This is a genomic window from Vibrio sp. YT-16 (assembly GCF_033337405.1).
Lineage (GTDB): Bacteria > Pseudomonadota > Gammaproteobacteria > Enterobacterales > Vibrionaceae > Vibrio > Vibrio alginolyticus.
Window position 1 is genome coordinate 42,969 of sequence record NZ_JAWOQQ010000021.1, and the last position, 18,424, is coordinate 61,392.

General features: G+C 44.7%; 16 protein-coding genes. 12 read left to right on the forward strand and 4 right to left on the reverse strand.

Going from position 1 to position 18,424, the window contains the following annotated elements; genetic code table 11:
* Nucleotides 1-150: 150 nt before the first annotated feature.
* From R7F07_RS22420 to R7F07_RS22460, 9 genes are all read left to right on the forward strand, one after another.
* The gene (locus tag R7F07_RS22420) at nucleotides 151-1,278 is read left to right on the forward strand and encodes a bifunctional tRNA (adenosine(37)-C2)-methyltransferase TrmG/ribosomal RNA large subunit methyltransferase RlmN (protein ID WP_017633913.1); all 1,128 of its coding nucleotides are present in this window, start codon (nucleotides 151-153) and stop codon (nucleotides 1,276-1,278) included.
* 435 nt (nucleotides 1,279-1,713) lie between these two features.
* Nucleotides 1,714-2,664, forward strand: a complete 951-nt coding sequence (gene rodZ / locus R7F07_RS22425; protein WP_136976155.1) for a cytoskeleton protein RodZ — start codon at nucleotides 1,714-1,716, stop codon at nucleotides 2,662-2,664.
* 6 nt (nucleotides 2,665-2,670) lie between these two features.
* Nucleotides 2,671-3,789 (forward strand): flavodoxin-dependent (E)-4-hydroxy-3-methylbut-2-enyl-diphosphate synthase, encoded by a 1,119-nt coding sequence (ispG, locus tag R7F07_RS22430; RefSeq protein ID WP_005381699.1) that lies wholly within the window; start codon nucleotides 2,671-2,673, stop codon nucleotides 3,787-3,789.
* A 26-nt stretch (nucleotides 3,790-3,815) separates the two neighbouring features.
* Nucleotides 3,816-5,084 (forward strand): histidine--tRNA ligase, encoded by a 1,269-nt coding sequence (gene hisS / locus R7F07_RS22435; RefSeq protein ID WP_054579028.1) that lies wholly within the window; start codon nucleotides 3,816-3,818, stop codon nucleotides 5,082-5,084.
* 126 nt (nucleotides 5,085-5,210) lie between these two features.
* Nucleotides 5,211-5,825: a YfgM family protein gene (locus R7F07_RS22440; protein WP_005381697.1), complete on the forward strand. Its 615-nt coding sequence runs from the start codon at nucleotides 5,211-5,213 to the stop codon at nucleotides 5,823-5,825.
* Between the two features lie 12 nt (nucleotides 5,826-5,837).
* Complete coding sequence (gene bamB / locus R7F07_RS22445) at nucleotides 5,838-6,998, forward strand: outer membrane protein assembly factor BamB (protein ID WP_005381696.1); 1,161 nt, start codon at nucleotides 5,838-5,840, stop codon at nucleotides 6,996-6,998.
* A 167-nt stretch (nucleotides 6,999-7,165) separates the two neighbouring features.
* Nucleotides 7,166-8,662, forward strand: coding sequence for a ribosome biogenesis GTPase Der (gene der / locus R7F07_RS22450; protein WP_005381694.1), 1,497 nt, complete (start codon nucleotides 7,166-7,168; stop codon nucleotides 8,660-8,662).
* Between the two features lie 59 nt (nucleotides 8,663-8,721).
* A complete protein-coding gene (locus R7F07_RS22455; RefSeq protein ID WP_025768864.1) occupies nucleotides 8,722-9,597 on the forward strand; it encodes a metal-dependent hydrolase in 876 nt (291 codons plus the stop codon).
* A 309-nt stretch (nucleotides 9,598-9,906) separates the two neighbouring features.
* A complete protein-coding gene (locus R7F07_RS22460; protein WP_005381691.1) occupies nucleotides 9,907-10,131 on the forward strand; it encodes a zinc ribbon domain-containing protein in 225 nt (74 codons plus the stop codon).
* 13 nt (nucleotides 10,132-10,144) lie between these two features.
* Here R7F07_RS22460 and xseA read toward each other — a convergent pair whose 3' ends face one another.
* Nucleotides 10,145-11,476: an exodeoxyribonuclease VII large subunit gene (xseA, locus tag R7F07_RS22465; protein WP_017633909.1), complete on the reverse strand. Its 1,332-nt coding sequence runs from the start codon at nucleotides 11,474-11,476 to the stop codon at nucleotides 10,145-10,147.
* Between the two features lie 231 nt (nucleotides 11,477-11,707).
* Between xseA and guaB the strand changes: the two genes are divergently transcribed.
* Complete coding sequence (guaB, locus tag R7F07_RS22470) at nucleotides 11,708-13,174, forward strand: IMP dehydrogenase (RefSeq protein ID WP_017633908.1); 1,467 nt, start codon at nucleotides 11,708-11,710, stop codon at nucleotides 13,172-13,174.
* A gap of 99 nt (nucleotides 13,175-13,273) precedes the next feature.
* Nucleotides 13,274-14,827, forward strand: coding sequence for a glutamine-hydrolyzing GMP synthase (gene guaA / locus R7F07_RS22475; protein ID WP_005383721.1), 1,554 nt, complete (start codon nucleotides 13,274-13,276; stop codon nucleotides 14,825-14,827).
* An 87-nt stretch (nucleotides 14,828-14,914) separates the two neighbouring features.
* Here the strand turns inward: guaA and R7F07_RS22480 are convergent, their stop codons facing one another.
* Nucleotides 14,915-15,052: a hypothetical protein gene (locus tag R7F07_RS22480; protein WP_154219227.1), complete on the reverse strand. Its 138-nt coding sequence runs from the start codon at nucleotides 15,050-15,052 to the stop codon at nucleotides 14,915-14,917.
* A gap of 82 nt (nucleotides 15,053-15,134) precedes the next feature.
* Between R7F07_RS22480 and R7F07_RS22485 the strand changes: the two genes are divergently transcribed.
* The gene (locus tag R7F07_RS22485; protein ID WP_104974450.1) at nucleotides 15,135-16,334 is read left to right on the forward strand and encodes a tyrosine-type recombinase/integrase; all 1,200 of its coding nucleotides are present in this window, start codon (nucleotides 15,135-15,137) and stop codon (nucleotides 16,332-16,334) included.
* Between the two features lie 76 nt (nucleotides 16,335-16,410).
* Here R7F07_RS22485 and R7F07_RS22490 read toward each other — a convergent pair whose 3' ends face one another.
* Nucleotides 16,411-17,343 (reverse strand): sce7725 family protein, encoded by a 933-nt coding sequence (locus R7F07_RS22490; protein ID WP_228010020.1) that lies wholly within the window; start codon nucleotides 17,341-17,343, stop codon nucleotides 16,411-16,413.
* Nucleotides 17,306-18,193 (reverse strand): sce7726 family protein, encoded by an 888-nt coding sequence (locus R7F07_RS22495; RefSeq protein ID WP_104974448.1) that lies wholly within the window; start codon nucleotides 18,191-18,193, stop codon nucleotides 17,306-17,308. The genes R7F07_RS22490 and R7F07_RS22495 overlap by 38 nt, the downstream gene beginning before the upstream one ends.
* Nucleotides 18,194-18,424 lie beyond the last annotated feature (231 nt).

Sequence of the window (18,424 nt, forward strand, 5' to 3'; positions counted from 1 at the left end):
AATCATTATTCTCACCGTAAAGTCTGATTAAAATTTAATCGTTTTTATTTTAATGCCTTAGCAAACTCAGGGTCTTACACCCCTTGTTGTAGCTGCATAAAGGCTGTACAATTCGCGCCCTTATTCTTGTTTCAGTCATTGAGAGGCAACATGACCACTGAAAAAATCAATCTACTCGACTTTGATCGCAAAGGCATGCGTCAGTTTTTCGCGGAAGAACTTGGCGAGAAAGCGTTTCGTGCCGATCAGGTTATGAAGTGGATCTACCATTTCGGTGTAGATGACTTCGAAAAAATGACAAACATCAACAAGAAGCTGCGCGAAAAGCTTTTACACAAGTGTGAAATTAAAGCACCAACTGTAGCAGAAGCTCAGCATTCTTCAGACGGCACGATCAAGTGGGCAATGAAGGTTGGTGATCAGGATGTAGAAACGGTTTACATTCCAGAAGATGATCGCGCAACGCTTTGTGTATCTTCTCAAGTAGGTTGTGCATTGGAATGTAAGTTCTGCTCAACAGCACAGCAGGGCTTTAACCGTAACTTGAAAGTTTCAGAGATCATCGGTCAGGTGTGGCGTGCTGCACGTGAAATTGGTCTTGAGAAAGAAACAGGCCGTCGCCCAATTACGAACGTCGTGATGATGGGTATGGGTGAGCCGCTTCTTAATATGAAGAACTTGATTCCAGCACTGGAGTTAATGTTGGATGACCTTGGCTTTGGTTTGTCGAAGCGTCGCGTAACCGTATCAACATCAGGTGTGGTTTCTGGTCTTGATCAGATGACGGGCAAAATCGACGTTGCGTTGGCGATCTCTCTTCATGCGCCAAACGATAAGCTGCGTAGTGAAATCATGCCAATTAACGATCGTTGGGATATTCAAGATTTCCTAGCATCCGTTCGTCGTTACATTGCTTCATCGAATGCAAACCGTGGCAAGGTAACAGTCGAGTACGTGTTGCTTGATCATGTGAACGATGACATGGACCATGCTCGTGAACTGGCTGAGCTGATGAAAGACACACCATGTAAGATTAACTTGATTCCGTTTAACCCGTACCCAGGTTCACCTTACAAGAAACCAAGTAACTCACGTATTGATCGCTTCCAAAAAACATTGATGCAATACGAGCACACAGTTACGGTTCGTAAAACACGTGGTGATGACATTGATGCCGCATGTGGTCAGTTGGTCGGTGATGTAATTGACCGAACTAAACGTACGGCAATGCTGAAAGCGTCACGCGGTGCCGATACCATTGAAGTGAAAGCTGTATAAACGACCGGAATTCAAAAATAGCCAGAGCCATTCGCTCTGGCTATTTTGTTTATTGTTTAGGACATTTTCGCCAAGATTTGGGACTATCACTCTTCAACCTAAGGTTATTTGGGTATAATTTCGAATTCCTTTGTCAAAGTTTGGACAAAAGCTTGAGCTATCTGTTAGTTTGAGTGTAAAGAGTTTTTGTCTTCGTTGCGCATTCGCTTATCATGATATGTAACACTAACGATGACACCGATAATTCTCAGCACTTTCTCACATACGTTTTGCTGATTTTTGCAAAACGGGTATTCGCACTCAGATCGCTGAGAGTTTCTTAAAATTATTATTTTTGGTTAACGCGTTTAGGCTAGCTATCTTTAAAGAGGCTTAAGAACAATAACGAAAATACATGACCACGTTAGCCACTAAAACAGATTAAATACCGCCATTATGACAGAACACGAAAATACGAATGAAGTGCCACTCTCTATTGAAGCTGGCACATTACTGAAAAACAAACGTGAATCCTTGGGAATGAGCCAAAAGCAAGTTGCCGATCGCCTGAGGCTTCGCATTTCTGTGATTGAAGATATTGAAAATAACCGATTTGAATCTCAACAAGTCGCGACATTTACGCGTGGTTACTTACGCTCTTACGCTAAATTCGTAGGTCTTGATGAGAAGGTGGTTTTGACGGCGTTAGAGCAGACTGCCGATGCTCAGCCTCAAGAGCAAGAAATTGAAATGCAAAGCTTCTCTCGTAAAACAAAAGACGAGAAGCACAATAGCCGTATTATGCTCCTTACTTGGGTTATCGGGCTGGTCATTATTGGCATTTCAGCGGCATGGTGGTGGCAAAACCAACAAGAGAATAGCCTAACTAAGGAAGTAACGGATTCAAGTGTTGAAGCGCCGCAGCCCACTGCTCAAGAATTAGCTGATATCGATTTGATGACGGCTGAAGAGTTAATCGCAAGCACTCCTGAAGAAGTTGCTTCAACTAATGAAGGCGTTGCTGAATCGACTGAAGCACCCGTTGAGCAAGGGGCGGATCCTTTGCTGACTGAAACTGAAAATACAACAAGCGTAGATTCTGAAGAACCTGTTGCCGTGATTGAAGCGGCGGAAGAGGAACAGCCTGCGCCAGTAGTACCTGAAGGCATGACACTTCTTACTATGAAGTTTAAAGCGGACTGTTGGATTCAAGTGAAAGACACCAATGGTAAAACGCTGGTAAGTGGTACTCATAAGCCAGGACAAGATGTAGAACTTACCGGAAAAGCGCCATTTAAAGTGATATTAGGCGCACCGGAAGGGGTTACAATGACATTTGCAAGTGAACCTGTCGACCTTTCTGGGTATACTTCAGGCAAAGTAGCTAGATTCACTCTACCGTTATAAAAAATTATGCAACACGAATCTCCAATTATTCGTCGTAAATCGACGCGTATTTATGTGGGTGATGTGCCAATTGGTGATGGTGCGCCAATTGCAGTACAGTCAATGACTAACACTCGCACGACTGACGTAGAAGCGACAGTCGCTCAAATCCGAGCACTAGAAAAAGTCGGCGCAGATATCGTTCGAGTTTCTGTACCTACGATGGACGCAGCAGAAGCTTTCAAACTGATTAAACAGCAAGTTTCTGTACCATTAGTGGCTGATATTCATTTCGACTATCGTATCGCGCTGAAAGTGGCGGAGTACGGAGTTGACTGTTTACGTATCAACCCTGGTAACATCGGCAATGAAGAGCGCATTCGCGCTGTTGTTGATTGCGCTCGCGATAAAAACATCCCGATCCGTATTGGTGTCAATGGTGGATCTTTGGAAAAAGACCTACAGATGAAATACGGTGAGCCAACGCCAGAAGCCTTGGTTGAATCGGCGATGCGTCACGTAGACCATCTCGATCGTCTTAACTTTGACCAATTTAAAGTTAGCGTGAAAGCTTCAGACGTTTTTCTTGCGGTGGATTCATATCGTCTGCTGGCGAAGAAAATCGATCAGCCTCTTCATTTAGGTATCACAGAGGCGGGTGGTGCTCGAGCTGGCGCTGTTAAGTCATCTGTTGGCTTAGGTATGCTGTTATCTGAAGGGATAGGCGATACGCTGCGTATCTCTTTGGCTGCCGATCCAGTTGAAGAAATCAAAGTCGGTTTCGACATCCTTAAATCTCTGCGCATTCGCTCTCGAGGCATCAACTTTATTGCGTGCCCAAGCTGCTCACGCCAAGAATTCGATGTGATTGGTACGGTGAATGCACTGGAGCAACGTTTAGAAGACATCATCACGCCAATGGATGTGTCTATCATCGGTTGTGTGGTAAACGGCCCTGGTGAAGCAGAAGTTTCTCACTTAGGTCTAGCAGGTAGTAACAAGAAGAGCGCATTCTACGAAGATGGTAAACGCCAGAAAGAGCGCTTTGATAACGATGACCTTGTGAATAAGCTAGAAGCTAAGATCCGTGCGAAAGCAGCTATGATGAATGGCGAAAACCGCATCGAAGTTAAAGTACAAGATTAATCTCAACGAGAATTACGGTAAGTATTGTGGCAAAAACAATTCAAGCAATTCGAGGCATGAACGATTGCCTCCCAACTCAGTCGCCACTGTGGCAAAAACTAGAAAACACAGTGAAAAATGTAATTAGCGCATACGGTTATAACGAAGTGCGCATGCCAATCGTTGAAGAAACAAACCTATTCAGCCGCGCTGTTGGTGAAGAAACAGACGTCGTTTCAAAAGAAATGTACACTTTTGATGACCGTAACGGCGACAGTCTAACACTTCGCCCTGAAGGTACGGCGGGTTGTGTACGTTCATGTATCCAAAACAGCCTGATCAACCGTGATGAACAGCGTCTGTGGTACATGGGACCTATGTTCCGCCATGAACGTCCGCAGAAAGGTCGTTACCGTCAATTCCACCAGTGTGGTGTTGAGGTGTTTGGTCTAAATGGTCCAGATGTTGATGCAGAGCTTATCATGATGACGGCGCGTCTATGGCGTGAGCTAGGTATCAATGAACATGTTCGTCTTGAGCTGAACTCTATCGGTTCTCAAGAAGACCGCGCAGACTACCGTACTGCACTGGTTGCATTCCTTGAGCAACATATTGATGTGCTAGATGAAGATTGTAAGCGTCGCATGCACACGAACCCACTGCGTGTTCTGGATACGAAGAACCCAGACGTTCAAGCTATTTTAGGTGATGCGCCTCGCCTTTCAGATTACTTGGGTGAAGAATCTAAAGCACACTTCGTAGGTCTATGTGAACTTTTAGACGCCGCAGGTATCAAATACACAGTTAACGAACGTCTAGTTCGTGGTCTGGATTACTACAATCGCACGGTATTTGAGTGGATCACTGAGAGCCTAGGTGCTCAAGGCACTGTATGTGGCGGTGGTCGTTACGATGGCCTTGTAGAGCAATTAGGTGGTAAACCAACACCAGCGGTTGGCTTTGCAATGGGCCTAGAGCGTCTAGTACTGATGCTAGAAACGTTGGAACTGACAGACGTTCGTCGCAGTGTTGACGTGTACGTAGTCACAGCGGGTGAAGGCACCATGATGGCAGGAATGAAGCTAGCAGAACAGCTTCGCGAGTCTGTTCCAGGCGTTCGTGTGATGAATCACTTCGGTGGCGGTAACTTCAAGAAACAGTTTAAACGCGCAGACAAAGTTGGTGCTGTTGTAGCATTGGTTCTGGGCGAAAACGAAGTTGCGGATAATACCGTAGTACTGAAAGACTTAGCTGGTGGTGAGCAAGAGACTTACAACCAAGCAGAAGTTGCAGAAAAGATCGCAGCACTGATTTAAGTCTTTTAGTAATCTAACAAAATTACATCCTAGTTCGTAAGCTAAGGCTCCCAAATGTGGAGCCTTTAAACGAAATAGGAACAATGGCAGCTAAGCTGCCATTTACATGTTTTAAGAGGACAGGAAGTGGAACTTTACGATACTGAAGAACAACAAGTTGAAGCCATTAAAGACTGGTGGAAGGAAAACGGCAAAGCCGTCATCATCGGTGCGGTTGTTGGTTTAGGTGGTCTATTTGGCTGGCGTTACTACCAGGATTCTGTGATTCAGGCGAGTGAAGCAGCTTCTCAAAGCTACACGACAGCAATGAATGCTTTGCAAGACAAAGGCACTGATGCTCAAGCTGACGTGAAAGCTTTCATTGAGTCAAATGAAGTAAAAGAATATTCAGTATTGGCTGCACTACAACTTGCTAAAGCACAAGTTGAAGCTCAAGACCTTTCTGCTGCATTGGAGCAACTGAAGTGGGCGCAAAGCAACACTCAAGATGCTGCGTTGTTACCATTGATTAGTTACCGCATTGCGCGTATTGAGACGGAAATGGGTAACTTCGACGCTGCAACGGCAGAGCTAAGTAACGTCACTGATACAGCATGGACAGGCCGTATTGCTGAACTTCGTGGCGATATTGCGATTCGCCAAGGTGACAAAGATGCTGCGTACGCTGCGTATACTGAAGCTCAGCAAGCGGCAGATGCAAGCCCGACACTACAAATGAAATTGGACGATCTGGCGAAATAAGGACCGCATTGGATGAAAAGAGTCTTTAAGAAAGCCTTGCTAGGGGCGTTAACAATGGGAGTACTTGCCGGTTGTGCAGGTGAGAAAGACACCATTGTAATGGCGCCACTACCTCAGGTAGACAGTCAGTTTACAACCAGTAGTGAGTGGAGCACATCGGTTGGCGATGGTGTCGGTCATTACTTTTCAAAGCTATCCCCTGTATTTGCGAATGATACATTGTTCGTGGCAAGTCGTGATGGCTTAGTAAAAGCGCTGGATCCTGAGAATGGTAAACAACGTTGGCAAACGGACCTAGAAGAAGATGTCATTGCTCGTCTCTCTGGTGGTATCACAGCGGCATACGGAAACCTTTACATTGGCTCTGAGAATGGTGAAGTCATCTCTCTTGACCAAGAAACAGGTGAAATTGTTTGGCGTGTAAAAGTTGGTGGTGAGGTACTGGCGAAGCCAGTTGCAGATTCAGGCCTTATTATCATCAATACTAGCCGAGGCATGTTGATAGCCCTTAATGAGAGTACAGGTGAGCAACGCTGGGCATTGAGTACAGAAGTGCCGAACTTAACTTTACGTGGCGATAGTACTCCGACTGCAATTGGTGGCGGTGTATTTTGGGGAACGGCAAATGGCCGACTCGCAGCTGCTATCGTTGAGCGTGGCCAGTTGATTTGGCAACAGCCTGTTGGTACGCCAAAAGGCGCGACAGAAATTGATCGTTTGGTTGACGTTGATTCATCGCCAATTGTGCTAGGCGGTACTCTTTTCACCATTGGATACAATGGTCAACTTATCGCCATTGACTTGCGTTCAGCGAACCCGATTTGGAAGCGTAACTACTCATCTGCGACAGACATTTCTACAGATGGTAGTCGCATCTTTGTGATAACGGAAAAAGATCATGTTGTTGCCGTTGATTCACGAAGCGGGACTGAGTTGTGGGAAAACAGCTTGCTTGAGCACCGACAACTTACAGCGCCAGTTATTGTTGGCAATTATCTCGTTGTCGGTGACACGCTTGGTTACCTTCACTGGATGGATCGTTCAACGGGCGAATTTGTTGCGCAGCAGTTTGTCGATGATAGTGGCTTGGCAGTTGGCCCGACGTTATTGTCGGATGGTTATGTGATTACAACTCGCAACGGCGATGTAAAGAAACTAACCATTAACGAATAATATCGTGATATAATTCACATTCGGCTCCTGGCTGGTGACAGCTAGGAGCCGTTTTGTTGTTTGAATTTATTAACCCTGACGTGGTTATAGGTAAAAAGCTGGTTTGATTTGGCATCGAGCAAGTCGTTACCTATAACTACAGAAGAAAGATTATTGTAGAGGTTGTTATGGTACCTGTTGTAGCTCTAGTAGGGCGTCCGAACGTAGGTAAATCTACACTATTTAACCGATTGACTCGCACTCGTGACGCGTTGGTTGCGGACTTTCCAGGCCTAACGCGAGACCGTAAATATGGCCAGGCGAGACTTGGTGAAGAGCACGAATTCATTGTGATTGATACTGGTGGTATCGATGGCACAGAAGAAGGCGTGGAAACAAAGATGGCAGAACAGTCATTAGCCGCGATTGATGAGGCTGATGTTGTGTTGTTCCTTGTTGACGGTCGTGCTGGTCTGACACCTTCAGATGAAGCAATTGCTGCTCATCTGCGTAAAATTGAAAAGCCAGCGATGCTGGTAGTAAACAAAATCGATGGTATTGATGCCGATGCGGCGTGTGCTGACTTTTGGCAGCTCGGCGTGGATGATATGTACCAGATTGCGGCCGCTCATGGCCGTGGTGTGACCGCTTTGCTTGAGCGTGCTTTATCTCCATTCTTTGATGATCTATTAACAAGTGAATCTGAAGACGGTGAGATTGAAGACCTGACTGGATTCGAAGACGAAGAGCCTCTTGTTGAAGATTACACTGAAGAAGACGCAGAAGCTGAATTCAAGCGCCTTCAAGAGCAGCCGATTAAGTTGGCGATCATCGGTCGTCCGAACGTAGGTAAATCGACACTGACTAACCGTATTCTGGGTGAAGAACGTGTAGTTGTATACGATATGCCAGGTACAACGCGCGATTCTATCTACATCCCGATGGAACGTGATGGACGTGAATACGTACTAATTGACACCGCAGGTGTTCGTCGTCGTGGTCGTATCAATGAAACGGTTGAAAAGTTCTCTGTTGTTAAGACGCTGAAAGCGGTAGAAGATGCAAACGTCGTTCTACTGGTGATTGATGCTCGTGAAAATATTTCAGACCAAGACCTAAGCTTGCTTGGTTTTGCACTGAATGCTGGCCGCTCAATTGTCATCGCCGTTAACAAGTGGGATGGTCTAGACAGTGACGTGAAAGAAAGCGTGAAGAAAGAACTGGACCGCCGTCTAGGATTCGTCGACTTCGCGCGTATCCACTTTATCTCTGCGCTGCACGGTACTGGCGTTGGTCACTTGTTTGAATCTATCCAAGAAGCATATAACTCGGCGACAACGCGTGTGGGTACGTCAGTACTGACGCGTATCATGAAGATGGCTGTGGATGATCACCAACCGCCAATGGTTCGTGGTCGTCGTATCAAACTCAAATACGCACACGCAGGTGGTTACAACCCACCGATCGTTGTTATCCACGGTAACATGGTTCGTGAATTGCCAGATTCGTATAAACGTTATCTGATGAACTACTTCCGTAAGTCTCTGGAAATTATGGGAACACCGATTCGCATTAACTTCCACAACAGTGATAACCCATACGAGAACCGTACGAATAAGCTTACGCTATCACAAGAGCGTAAACGTAAGCGTATGATGTCGATGGTGAAAAACCGCAATAAATAATGAAATTCGAATACCCAAGTTTCTACTTGGGTATTTTTTTATCAAAAGTAATCGTAAAAATGACTATCACAGCAACAAAGACTCGTTTTTGTCATCAAACATGGCAATTAGAAGCACAAATACAGCTCGTTCAATATACGGAAGAAGTGACTTACGTTATTACAGATGTCACGCCGTTCCATCCCGTTAGTCACATATGGCCGGATCACCCTGCAGACAAAGGAACGTTGAAGGTGAATGGGGCTGAGCATGACGTAGTAGATTGCCAAGTTGGGGCAGTGGAGCAGGAAAGTGGTGCTCTGTATGTGGGTAGTGACATCCCTGTAAAGCGTGATGCTGAAGGTTGGGTGTTTGTCGTCGTGCATGTTTTATCACGTACGGAATCACTTGTTACTGATGATTTGGTGACATTGGCGGTAGATAAGGATTACCAACGCGCTTTGAGTCGAGGCCACACTGCAGGACACTTAGCGTATTTGGCGTTGAATAAAGTACTAGCGGAAGACTATTGGCGAAAAGACGCAGACCGCAAAGACCCACATGGTTATTATGACTTTAATAGCTATGCACAAGTTACGAGTTATGTTACTCCAGACAAGTGCCTCGATACGTACCGTTTAGGCAAAACACTCCGTAAAAGAGGATTAAACAGTGCAGATATGCTGAATGACCTCCAGGCGATTGCAAAAAAAGTGAATAGCCAACTTGTGGAATGGCTTCGACGAGATGCGATGATCACCATGGAATGCCACGGTGACAGATTAACGGATTCTCGCTATTGGAAGTGCGATTTAGGGGAAGGTCAATTAGCGGTAATCCCTTGTGGTGGAACGCATGCGAGCCATTTAAATGAGTTTGCTTTTATCCAAGTTAAACTCGTTAAGCTCGACGCTCAAACTATCGAAATGCACACCAATGTAAACACTGCTTTTTGAATAAGATCTTTTTATTAAACTCTGATTTTTCGTTTAATTAAATCTCTTTAAGGTTTTTTATTCTCTTTTAAATTGGAATGCAGAATATGTAACTTATGCTTTCGGTGTGTGGTTATATAAATATTCTTTTAAGGGGTGATCGCTGATCAAGGAGTAAATATCAGACGATCAGTATAAGATCCTACGTATCAAGTATGGTTAACGCCTCGTGAAACTTGTTGGGGCGGTGATGAAGATCAACATACTTGTTCGTTATTTTGAGTAGCATGCGTTACTCGAAATTGCTTAGTTTAGAGAGAGGAACGGGATATGCAGCAGAACATTTGCCCGACTTGCAATGTCGAACTGGAATGGACAGGACAATACCATTGTGCACAGTGTGAATCGGATTTTAAAAAAGTAGGTTTTTGCCCTGATTGTGAGGCGGAGCTGGAGAAGCTGCAAGCATGCGGTGCTGCGAGTTACTTTTGTAATGTGTGTAATGAACTCAAATCAAAATCACGTGTCCGATTTGAGTTCCAGAAAGTCAGTTAACCAGAGTTTGTATTCAGTTAACGGTAGAACGAACGTCGCCTTCGGCTAACCGGGTAATCAATACATCTCCCGACTTTACATCTGAAGATTGCGTAATTACTTTACCTTGCTCAGTTTGAGTAATTGAGTAACCTCGTTTCAATGTCGCTAGTGGGCTGACGGTGTCCAACTTTTCTGCGGCAATCGCGAGTTGATGGCGCATAGTCAGTAATTTGCGATCCATTGCATCCATGAGCTTTTGCTCAACACGTTCTAGCTTCGACTTCTGCTCGGCAAGGCGTGTTACAGGAGAATTTAATTGCAGCCGATAATGTTGACGCTCGATTCGCTGTTGACGCAAGGCAATAAAACGACTCATCGCTCGCTGTAAGCGCATGTCCAACTCATCTAACTGTTGCGTCTGACGTTGCAAGCGATAGCTTGGGTGCTGTCTCTCTAGACGGTGCACTAATTGAGCAGATTGCTGCTTTTGTTGTGCTAGGTAGTAACGCATCGCGCTCGCTAACTTATGCTGGCGGGTAACTAAAGCTTGATCTTTGTGGCTGTTATCACGGCTTACTAGCTCAGCGGCTGCTGATGGAGTAGGCGCGCGTACGTCGGCGACAAAATCAGCTATTGTCACGTCAACTTCATGTCCAACGGCGCTAATAATAGGAATTTGGCTTGCTGCAATCGTGCGAGCTAATATCTCGTTGTTAAAGCACCATAAGTCTTCTAATGAACCACCACCTCGGCCCACAATTAGTACATCACATTCATCACGGCTGTTAGCGCGACCAATGGCTTGTGCAATTTGAATGGCTGCGTCCTCACCTTGTACCACTGTCGGATAAATCACAACAGGTAGGGAAGGATCACGACGTTTCAATACGTCTAAGATATCGTAAAGCGCGGCACCAGTTTTCGATGTGATGACGCCAACACGTTTAGGGTGCTCAGGCAAAGATTGCTTATTGATTTGCGCGAACAACCCTTCTGCTGCAAGCTTCATTTTCAGCTCTTCAAACTCTTGTTGAAGACGGCCATCACCTTCCGGTTGCATGCTTTCGATGATCAATTGGTAGTCACCGCGAGGCTCATAAAGAGACAGACGAGCTTTTACTAGGACTTGATTACCGTTAGCGGGTTTGAAAGTAACGCGGCGATTGTTACCACGAAACATGGCACATTTAACTTGAGCGCGAGAGTCTTTAAGAGTGAGGTACCAGTGACCAGAGACAGGAGCTGAAAAGTTGGATATCTCTCCGACGAGCCAAACGATCCCCATTTCGTTTTCAAGGAGTAAACGAACTTCCGCGTTGAGACGAGAAACAGTAAAGATGTTTTGATTGGTCTTGGAGAGCACAGCTAATCTCTTAGACGTGAGTATGGAAATTAGCGGCAATATAATACATAGCAAGGGGGTAATTGCAAGAAAAAAATTAAAAAATTTGTGGTCAAGCGATTGCGTTAACCGTATAATCCCTCCGCAATATCTAATCCAAATGTAGCTAGTTGCTAACGCAGGTTACCCTCATTATGCGAAACGATGAGATTGGATTGTTCTTTTTACTCCTCTAATTGTGAGATATTGCAAATGCTAAGAATTGCCAAAGAAGCGCTGACATTCGATGACGTACTACTTGTGCCAGCACACTCCACCGTTCTCCCAAACACAGCTGATCTTCGCACTCAGCTAACTAAGAACATCACCCTAAACATCCCAATGATTTCAGCGTCTATGGACACTGTTACTGAAGCTCGTCTAGCAATTGCGCTAGCGCAAGAGGGTGGCATTGGCTTTATCCACAAGAACATGTCTATTGAGCAGCAGGCAGCCGAAGTTCGTAAAGTTAAGAAGTTCGAAGCTGGTATGGTAACTGACGCGGTTACTGTAAACCCTGACGCGACCATCGCTGATGTTGTTGCACTCACTGAAAAGCATGGTTTTGCAGGTTTCCCTGTTGTCACTGAGAGCAATGAGCTTGTTGGTATTATCACTGGTCGTGACGTTCGTTTTGTGACGGACCTTTCTAAGAAAGTATCTTCAGTAATGACGCCAAAAGAGAAGTTGGCAGCAGTTAAAGAAGGTGCAACACGAGAAGAAGTGCAAGAGAAAATGCACGAAGCTCGTGTAGAGAAAGTATTGGTTGTGAATGATGAGTTCCAACTAACCGGTATGATTACTGCGAAAGACTTCCACAAAGCAGAACGTAAACCAAACGCATGTAAAGATGAGCGTGGTCGCCTACGTGTTGGCGCAGCCGTTGGTGCTGGCGCTGGTAACGAAGAGCGTGTTGCTGCTCTAGTTGAAGCAGGCGTTGACATTCTACTTATCGACTCTTCACACGGACATTCTGAAGGTGTACTAAACCGCATCCGCGAAACTCGCGCTGCTTACCCAGATCTAGACATCATCGGTGGTAACGTAGCAACAGGTGCTGGTGCTAAAGCACTAATCGAAGCTGGCGTAAGCGCAGTGAAAGTTGGTATCGGCCCTGGTTCTATCTGTACAACTCGTATTGTAACGGGTGTGGGAGTTCCACAAATCACTGCAATCGCAGATGCGGCAGAAGTGGCTAATGATTATGGTATTCCGGTTATTGCTGACGGTGGTATCCGTTTCTCAGGTGATATCTGTAAAGCAATCGTAGCTGGCGCATCATGTGTGATGGTTGGTTCTATGTTTGCTGGTACTGAAGAAGCGCCGGGTGAAGTGATTCTATACAATGGCCGTTCTTACAAGTCTTACCGCGGCATGGGTTCTCTTGGTGCTATGTCTCAAGGTTCTTCTGACCGTTACTTCCAGTCTGACAACGCAGCGGACAAGCTAGTACCAGAAGGCATTGAAGGTCGTATCGCATACAAAGGCCGTCTAAAAGAGATCGTACACCAACAAATGGGTGGTCTACGTTCAAGCATGGGTCTAACTGGTTCTGCAACTATCGAAGATATGCGTACGAAAGCTGAATTTGTACGTATCTCTGGTGCAGGTATGCAAGAGTCTCATGTACACGATGTTCAAATTACTAAGGAAGCGCCGAACTACCGTCTAGGGAACTAATTACCCAACGGAAACGTTTGCTTTTTCCTTGAAGCATTAAGAAGAGGCGAGTACACTCGCCTCGGTTTTAATCACTTAGCCTTAAAAAGACTGCTCAAAATGACTAAAAATATCCATGACCAACGTATTCTGATCTTGGACTTCGGTTCTCAGTACACTCAATTAGTAGCACGCCGCGTACGTGAAATCGGCGTTTACTGTGAACTATGGAGCTGGGATGTAGAAGAAGCGGATATTCGCGAATTCAACCCAGATGGCATTATCCTATCTGGCGGTCCAGAAAGCGTAACGGAAGAGAACTCTCCACGCGCGCCTCAATATGTGTTTGATTCTGGTGTTCCTTTGCTTGGCGTATGTTACGGCATGCAAACCATGGCGGAACAGCTAGGAGGCAAAGTAGCGGGCTCTAACGAACGTGAGTTTGGCTACGCTCAGGTTAAAGTTTCTGGTGAATGTGCTCTATTTAAAGACCTTGAAGCAACTCAAGACGTTTGGATGAGCCATGGCGACAAAGTAGTAGAGATCCCAGCCGATTTCGTAAAAGTTGGTGAGACAGACACTTGTCCTTACGCTGCGATGGCGAATGAAGAGAAGAAATACTACGGTGTTCAGTTCCACCCAGAAGTGACACACACAAAAGGTGGCCTACAAATGCTTGAGAACTTTGTTCTTGGCGTATGTGGCTGTGAGCGTTTATGGACATCGGAATCTATCATCGAAGATGCGGTTGCTCGTATTAAAGAGCAAGTGGGTGACGACGAAGTTATCCTAGGTCTATCTGGTGGTGTTGATTCATCGGTAGTTGCGATGCTGGTTCACCGCGCAATCGGCGACAAGCTAACGTGTGTATTTGTTGATAACGGTCTACTTCGTCTAAACGAAGGTCAACAAGTTATGGATATGTTCGGCGACCAATTTGGTTTGAACATTATCAAAGTTGACGCTGAAGAACGCTTCCTCAAAGCACTTGAAGGCAAGTCTGACCCAGAAGAGAAGCGTAAGACTATCGGTCACGTATTCGTAGATGTATTCGATGAAGAGTCTAAGAAGCTGAAAAACGCGAAATGGCTAGCTCAAGGTACGATTTACCCTGATGTAATCGAGTCAGCTGCATCTAAGACTGGTAAAGCGCACGTGATCAAATCGCACCACAACGTGGGCGGTCTTCCAGATGACATGGAAATGGGTCTTGTTGAGCCACTACGTGAGCTGTTCAAAGATGAAGTACGTAAGATTGGTCTAGAGCTAGGCCTGCCTTATAACATGCTTTACCGCCACCCATTCCCAGGTCCAGGTCTAGGTGTTCGTGTTCTTGGTGAAATCAAGAAAGAATACTGTGACTTGCTACGTCGTGCTGATGCTATCTTTATTGAAGAGCTTCACGCTGCAGACCTATATGACAAAGTATCTCAAGCGTTCACGGTATTCCTACCAGTTCGTTCTGTTGGTGTAATGGGCGATGGCCGTAAGTACGATTGGGTTGTGTCTCTACGTGCGGTAGAAACTATCGACTTCATGACTGCTCATTGGGCACACCTACCATACGACTTCCTAGGTAAGGTTTCTAACCGTATTATCAACGAAGTTGATGGCATTTCTCGTGTTGTTTACGACATTTCTGGTAAGCCACCTGCGACAATCGAGTGGGAATAATGCTCCTTTAAGAAAGGTCTGGCATTAACAAGCACTAAATCATACTTAAGTCCGCGTAATTGCGGACTTTTTTTGTTTTTGGCTTAGTCATTTTTGGCAATGTCTGGCAACGCCAAGCACGGTTTGACCGTGGTATTTTGATGGGTATGATTCATCGGTAATGCCATGGATTACGCCCGATACCATGCTGAGTGTTTTTGATGGGGCATGGTATTGAATTTTCATATCTATCTGTTTTATAAAGATTAATTTCTAGATTTTTAGAGGTTTTTCAGCATGGTATCAAACAAGAATAATAGGTCGAAACATGCTGACTGATACCAAGCTACGCAATCTCAAACCCAAAGATAAACTTTACAAAGTCAATGACCGTGATGGCCTCTATGTTGCTGTCACTACCGCAGGCTCTATCTCTTTTCGCTACAATTACTCGATCAATGGCAGGCAAGAAACTATTACCTTTGGTCGCTACGGAGTAGGAGGCATCACGTTAGCAGAAGCGCGTGAGCGTCTCAATGAAGCGAAGAGAATGGTTACTGATGGAAAGTCACCGGCCAAAGAGAAAGCCCGTGCTAAGGCGAGAACCAAAGATGCTGAAACCTTTGGTGCCTGGGCTCAGAAATGGCTGCGTGGCTATCAGATGGCTGATTCTACCCGGGATATGCGTCGATCAGTCTATGCCCGAGAGTTAGAGGGTAAATTTGGCAATCAGAAGCTGACAGAAATCACTCATGAAGATCTGCGAGCATTGACTGACGCGATAGTAGAGCGGGGAGCACCGGCAACAGCTGTGCATACGCGTGACATTGTACTCCAGGTGTATCGATGGGCGATTGAGAGAGGGCAGAAAGTTGAGAACCCGGCAGACTTGGTGAGGCCCGCCAGTATAGCTCGATTTGAACCAAGAGACCGAACGTTAACACCCGCTGAGATCGGTTTGATGTACCACTACATGGAAAAGGTAGGTACAACCCCTTCGATTCGTGCTTCGGTAAAGCTGCTGTTGCTGACTATGGTACGCAAAAGTGAGTTAACCAACGCAACTTGGAGCGAAATTAACTTTAGCGAAGCGTTATGGACGATTCCTAAAGAGAGGATGAAACGACGTAACCCTCACTTGGTATTTTTGTCACGCCAGGCGATGGATATTCTGATCGCCTTGAAGACATTTGCCGGTGGGTCTGATTACATTCTTCCTTCCCGTTATGACTCTGATGCTCCAATGAGTAGTGCGACGATGAACCGAGTCATGGATTTGACATATAAGGCTGCGCAAAAGGAAGGTCAGTCACTAAGTAAGTTTGGGCCGCATGACCTGCGTCGAACAGCGAGCACTTTGCTACATGAAGCCGGATACAACACTGACTGGATAGAGAAGTGCTTGGCACATGAACAAAAGGGAGTGAGAGCGGTATACAACAAAGCCGAGTACCGAGAACAGCGCGCGGCTATGTTGCAGGATTGGGCTGACATGATTGATGAGTGGATAACTTGTCACGCTAAGTAAAATTAGAGTGGGGAGTTGAACCCCACTCATTAAAAGTCTCTTCAAGGGGACTTTTACTGTATTTAACGAAATTAAGTTAAAGGTAGTTATTAATGGTCTCAATATGGTGCATCATACTTAACTTCTTAGGTACACCTAAGGCGTGATACGTCCCGTTTACGTGAATTTTAATATACTCTTGAAACCCAAGTGTGTTTTGATCAAGGCTAGGCGTGACATTAGCAAAATCAATCATTTCCTGCAGAGCCTCCTTGAACTTACCGGCAGGGTCACTTTGATCATTCGGGTTTTTGGTCGATAGGCTATGTTTAACGTACATATTACTATTTGATTGTTCTATATACGTAATATGAAGTGCAATAACAAAAGCAGGCCCTCCAGATGTGGACCAAGCATCGTCAATTGTTAAGAAATCTCCAAACCCGATCTGATGTTGGATCATTGGGGTTACGTACGATACATGGGCGTCTGAGAAAAACTGCGGTGCTCGACTGTAGTCTGCATTTCTTGGTTTGGATGGGAAAGAGCTATCAACAATTACGCTACGTGGTAATGAGTTTCTGAAAGAGTGAGAGTATCTATTTAAGTTCTGGATAATATTTGCAACAGAATTGCTTGTATAGGGAGTGATATTTGATTGTATATCTTCTTGTAGGTACAGGGAGAATGGAACACTATCGTTGATTAATTGTTGTAGTAAGGTGTTGACGTATATGATGTTTTGATTATGTAGCCTTATGCATGGAATAAAAGATACGGTACGTTTAGATAATTCAACGTTTAGAAAATCCGGAGAGTCACTCGCTAAATCACCTACTTGAGGGTTTACGATAACATGAGGTACAACATTATGATTGTTTAGTACTTCAATCGTTGCACAGAGGCGATCGATGTTGTCGTTAATTGGCTCAATTATAGGGCTAACTTTAGTTGAATTAAGTCTCGGAGCTACTTCTTTCAGTGCCGCTAACTCAAACTGCTTTCCTCTCATATATGGAAAATACATCATAATCCTCACTATTAAACTGATTGCATTCAAGTAGAGATGATATGATGTTGTCCTTACCTTTTTTGTGAATGCTGTAGCTTATGCCAAGATTTTTCATCGATTTTGGTAGGTTGCTGATGAATTTGTGATCATTTCGACGGTATGTTTTAAGCACTCGCTTGAAATGTTTATTAGCTTCAGCTTCATTCAACGAACAAAAAATTTCTTTACACTCGCTAAATAACTCGGTTTGCGGGCAATTCGGAACAGCTCCTGTGACTCTGTGTGCAATGTCGGTGTACTCTTCTTTCCTCAAAGTATGAAACATCAATTCCGTATCAAAACTCTTGTTTAAAGGGGCTTCTATTTTCTTACTCAACTGATTTCTCTTGTTTGATAACAAAACACCAAAGCGAGGAATATCCTTTTGAATTTTGAGTAAGGCATTTAAATGCGCTTCGTGAGTAACAACGTATGTTTTATCAAAGGAGGAAGTGTAAGCTGACAACTGCTCAGGAAGACGCTTTAAGGAATCAAATTTAGTTTTTATTTCGTAGCACGTAGAAGATCCATTTATGATCACACAGTCCGCTTTGTTGGTGCCAATACGCAATTCACTGAGCATGCTTGCGGTGTTCATTGAATGAGTTCCTAGCAAAATATTATTAGCAATAATATTTTTGATAACATATTCATTCGGGTAGTGCTTACAAAGGAGTTTGTACGCTTCTTCAAACAATTCAGAAAGACTTTGCACATGGGATAGTGTAGGGAAGTCACTAGCGATATCTTGCACAAGGCTCAGATCTCCTTGAGCAACTTTAGTTATGTTTGTGCTGGTAAACATTTTTGCTAGTTGCTTGTAATTCATGGTTATATCCGATGCGGAGTTACTTAAATACTCTTTAATCTATTGCATATAATAGTCTTAGAAAGGCGATGATTCTAGAGTAAAGGCAATGCGAACTCAACCTGACAACGTTAGTTTGATACGATCTAGAGAAGTGGATAGTACGCTCATGAATTGTATTAGTTCCGACTAGATCTGACACTTCAAGTTGAAAAGAAGAGAGTTACCCACTTTGATTAAAGGTGCTGAATC